5 protein-coding genes are annotated in these 4,250 nt (G+C 61.4%); 1 reads left to right on the forward strand and 4 read right to left on the reverse strand.

The window, feature by feature from the left end; genetic code table 11:
• From B3H65_RS01145 to B3H65_RS01155, 3 genes are all read right to left on the reverse strand, one after another.
• Positions 1–293 (reverse strand): FGGY family carbohydrate kinase (locus tag B3H65_RS01145; RefSeq protein ID WP_286683800.1); only part of this gene is annotated, 293 nt, incomplete at its 3' end.
• 274 nt (positions 294–567) lie between these two features.
• Positions 568–1,224, reverse strand: coding sequence for an L-threonylcarbamoyladenylate synthase (locus tag B3H65_RS01150; protein ID WP_009141775.1), 657 nt, complete (start codon positions 1,222–1,224; stop codon positions 568–570).
• On the reverse strand, positions 1,224–2,330 hold the full coding sequence (locus B3H65_RS01155; RefSeq protein WP_286683801.1) for a N5-glutamine methyltransferase family protein: 1,107 nt from the start codon (positions 2,328–2,330) through the stop codon (positions 1,224–1,226). Before B3H65_RS01155 ends, B3H65_RS01150 begins: the two co-directional genes overlap by 1 nt.
• A 276-nt stretch (positions 2,331–2,606) precedes the next feature.
• Between B3H65_RS01155 and B3H65_RS01160 the strand changes: the two genes are divergently transcribed.
• Complete coding sequence (locus B3H65_RS01160) at positions 2,607–3,629, forward strand: YitT family protein (RefSeq protein WP_286683802.1); 1,023 nt, start codon at positions 2,607–2,609, stop codon at positions 3,627–3,629.
• 114 nt (positions 3,630–3,743) lie between these two features.
• On the opposite strand, the gene B3H65_RS01165 is transcribed toward B3H65_RS01160, so the two are convergent.
• On the reverse strand, positions 3,744–4,250 hold a 507-nt coding region (locus tag B3H65_RS01165; RefSeq protein WP_286683803.1), incomplete at its 5' end, for a peptide chain release factor-like protein.

Genomic DNA, 4,250 nt, shown 5'->3' on the forward strand with positions numbered 1-4,250 from the left:
TTGGTGATGCCGATGGCGGCGATGCTGTCGGAGTGGATGCCGCTCTTAAACTGGACCTCCATCATGACGGCAATCTGCGAAGCAAGGATCTCCATGGGATCTTGCTCCACCCAGCCGGGCTGGGGGTATGTTGTGCTTATTGCGCGCGAAGCCTGCGCCACGATGCAGTCGTACTCGTCCACGATGATGGCACGAACCGACGTGGTACCCGAATCGAGCGCCATGATATAGCTACCGCCGTGAGGCAGGTACATTTGGTCGACCAAGCCCAGGTCTTTTAACGAGAACGCCATAGCGGCACCTTTCTTGAGCACAAAAAGCAACCAGGTTGCACACCCGGTGAATTTACATCGAATTGTCTGTTGTTGCAGCATTGTGTCACATCGCCCATGCGCACCCTGTGATGGTTTTATAGCCACCCGACAAGCGGGTTGAATGGTCGGTTAACGACAAAAGCGACCCTTCGCGCAGGGTCGCTTGCACCAATAGGCGCCAACAACGGGGCGATGCGTCCATTATCGCCCGCGTCTGAGCACCATGTCTCCATATTGCTGTTGCACGCGCGGCCTACGCGAGCGCCGCCCGGATCTCACCGGCAGAGATTGCCCCCTCACGCAGAATCACGGGCTCGCCGTCGCGCACGGCAACGATGGTCGATGCATCACGGCACGTTGTCCGCCCCGCGTCCACCGCAACGTCCACGCCCGCCACGATACGCTCCTCCGCCGCCGCAAACGAATCTGGCGCTGGCGCACCATGCGTGTTGGCAGATGTCACCGCCAGCGGGGATCCGCAAGCGCGCACCAGATACTGAATGACCGGAGAGGCGGAGGCGCGCAGCGCCACGGTATTGTCCGCCGCCCGCATAAACGAGGGAACCAACGGCGACGCCTTCACCACAACCGTCAGCGCGCCTGGCCAAAAAGCGGATGCCAGCGCGCGAATCTGAGGCGCGACATCCCGCCCAAAGCGATCAAGGTCCTTAGGTCCAGCCACCAGCCACGGCACGGTTTGGGCGACGTCGCGATGCTTCAGCGTAAAGATTCTGCCGTATCCCGTTTGGGGTCCCGGCGTCTCCCCGCATGCGCTGTAGGCGCCCACGCACACGCCCACACCATACACGGTTTCGGTGGGCAGCAGGGCAAGGGCGCCAGCCCTGAGCGCATCCGCAACCCCATCAAGACCGTCTGTGCAACCAGGACCAACTGCAACAACCTTAGTCATTAAGCCTCTCCAACCGTCGCCAAGATGATACGGGGGCGGCGCGCAAGGTCTTCGATTATCCTAACGTCCTTGAACCCTGCCGCAGTGCAGATAGCCGCCGCATCCTGAAGCGACTCCTCGTGCAGCTCGCATGCAAGCAAGCCTCCGGGTCGCAGCATCCTAGGCGCCGCGGCGACTAAGCGGCGGAAGATGTCGAGCCCGTCTTCTCCGCCCTCAAGAGCTAAATGGGGTTCATAATCGGTCACCTCTAAGGGAAGAACCTCCATCACCTTGCGCGGAATGTACGGCGGGTTTGACACCAGCACATCAAACGCCCCGGCCTCATCCGAGCGCACCGGCGACACCAAGTCGCCCAAGCGAAACGCCACCGTCTCCTCGTCCATATGAAGCGCATCGCGATTAGCGATCGCAAGCTCCACGGCTTTGGGATTGATGTCCGTGGAGACGCAGCGCACCTTCCCCACTCGCTCCGCGGCGATTGAGAGCGCTATGCATCCGGTTCCGCAGCCAACCTCAAGAACTCGTGCCACGCGCGGCCCATCTTGCGCACCGGATTGCCCGGACTCCGCATCCGACTCAGCTGAGACGTCGGCGGAAATGTCCTCGGCCACTAGAGCCGTCTCGCCAGCCGCCTCGGTGCCCTCCTCTTCAGCCCGCTTCGCGGCAGCAGCCTCCTCTGCTCGTCGAGCCTCCTCAACCTGGGCGTTCCAGGGCAGCTCGACGCGCGCTCTACCAGAGGCGGGGCCCGCCCCCAGCACGCTGCGGTCAAGGTAGTCCAGCACCTCGCCCACCAATACCTCGGTTTCTGGACGAGGAATCAGCACCCCCGGGGCACATTTGATCTCAAGCGTCCTAAACCCGGTTGTCCCCGTAATGTACTGCACGGGCTCACCCTTGGCGCGTCGCACCACCGCTTGATGCATGCGATCGAGCTCGACGGGAGACATGGGCTTATCAAGCCCCATATAAAGGTCGATGCGCTTCATACCGGTCACGCTGGTCAAAAGCAACTCGGCCGTATAGCGGGCATGCTCGTCACCTTTCTTGTCCAGGTAATCGCGCGTCCAGTCCAGGCAGCGGCCGATAGTCCATACCTCGTTCGCCATAGCCCAACCCTTCCTCTCGCTCGCCTCGCAAACCGCCAAGGGCGTGAAGGCGCTTCGTGTTTCGCAAGCGATTCTACTTCATGAACAATCACACAAGGCGAAAACCAGCGCTTTTGCATGACTAGGAGCCGTTTTTTCTTGGCAGCATGTCCCATGTGCGCACAATCTATCAGAAAACTCGTCCGCATCTTCAAACGTGCGCCGCTTGTACTACTATGTGCACGCAGTGTCGAGCCGCACCCCATCAGCCTTCCGCCCCAAAGGAGATGACCGCGAATGTCGGGCACCAGCCCCCTCGAGAACATCAAGCACCTTGGTCGCTACATCTTTGTCCGCCGTGTTGTCACCCTGCTTTGCGTTCTAGCCTCCGCCCTGCTTCAAACCTACGTGATCCAAGCGTTTGTCAACCCTGCCAACCTGCTTTCCGGCGGCTTCACCGGCATCGCGCTGCTTATCGACCGCGTCACGTCGCTGGTAGGCGTTAGCTTTCCCACGTCATTGGGCGTGCTGGCGCTCAACGCCCCCGTCGCCCTCTTCTGCTGGCGCAGCATCAGCAAGCGCTTCGTCATCTTCTCCATGATTCAGGTAGCGCTGCTCAGCCTCTTCCTGCGCATCTTCTCGTTCCAGCCCATTCTGGGCGAAACCCTGCTCAACGTCATCTTCGGCGGCGTGCTCAACGGCATCGCCATCGCCATCGCGCTCAAAAGCGGTGCGTCGACCGCGGGCGCGGACTTTATCGCGCTGTACGTCTCCAATAAGACGGGCAAGACCATCTGGCCCTACGTCTTCGCCGGCAATTGCTGCGTGCTGGGCATCTTTGGCGCCATCTTTGGGTGGGAGCACGCCGCGTACTCCATAGTCTTCCAGTTCATCTCCACCAAGGCGATCGATGGCTTCTATCACCGTTACAACCGCTCGACGCTCATCATCACAACCAAGCGCCCCAAAGAGGTGGCGGACATCTACACGGCCACGTTCCACCACGGCGCCAGCATCATCGACGGCACCGGTGCGTATAGCGGCGAGGCCGTTGGCATTATCCACACGGTCCTATCCTCCTATGAAGTGGGCGATGCCATCAAGACCATCCGCTCCGTCGATCCGCGCGCCGTCATCAACGTGCTCAAAACCGATGACTTTGTAGGCAACTTCCACCGCGCCGGCGTAGACGAACCCCTGCCCAGCGAAGTGCTGTCCACCCCCGACGACGATCCTGTGCTAGAAATCGCCCAGCACATCCGCGCCGGCGCCGATCTTGCCAAGACGCCGCGCAAACCCTGGATGCGCCCCCGCGAGTAACGTCCGCGAAGCNNCCGTAAGGCCGCTTCCCCCAAATAAAGAGAGCCGGAGCTCCCACACGGACGCCCCGGCTCTCTTCATTGCTATCATTGCGCGCAGCGCGACTAAAACGCCTTAGACGGCGGCGGCGAGCTTCTCTGCGCGATCAGCGGCGGCGAGCGCCTCAATCACGGTCGACAGTTGGTCGCCCAGCAAAACGCCGTTGTAGGTGGAGTTGAATCCGATGCGGTGATCGGTCACGCGGTCCTGCGGCTGGTTATAGGTACGGATCTTCTCGGAGCGGTTGCCGTGGCCAATCTGGCTGGAGCGCTCGGCACCCAGCTCTGCCTGCTGGCGCTCAAGCTCCATCTCGTACAGGCGGGCGCGCAGCATCTGCATGCAGACCTCGCGGTTCTGGATCTGAGAGCGCTGCTCCTGGGACTGCACCACGGTGTTGGTGGGCAGGTGGGTGATGCGCACCGCCGAATAGGTGGTGTTAACGCACTGACCGCCGGGGCCGGAAGCGCAGTAGGTGTCGATGCGCAGGTCGGACTGGTTAATCTGAACATCGATCTCCTCCGCCTCGGGCAGCACGGCAACGGTCGCGGTAGAGGTCTGGATGCGGCCCTGGCTCTCGGTCTT

Origin of the sequence: Collinsella sp. UBA1693, from assembly GCF_002320115.1 — a bacterium.
Classification (GTDB): domain Bacteria; phylum Actinomycetota; class Coriobacteriia; order Coriobacteriales; family Coriobacteriaceae; genus Collinsella; species Collinsella tanakaei.

Coding starts and splice junctions, on each gene's coding strand:
- B3H65_RS01155 (WP_286683801.1), bottom strand. CDS start 2,330: ATGGCGAACGAGGTATGGACTATCGGCCGCTGCCTGGACTGGACGCGC.
- B3H65_RS01150 (WP_009141775.1), bottom strand. CDS start 1,224: ATGACTAAGGTTGTTGCAGTTGGTCCTGGTTGCACAGACGGTCTTGAT.
- B3H65_RS01160 (WP_286683802.1), top strand. CDS start 2,607: ATGTCGGGCACCAGCCCCCTCGAGAACATCAAGCACCTTGGTCGCTAC.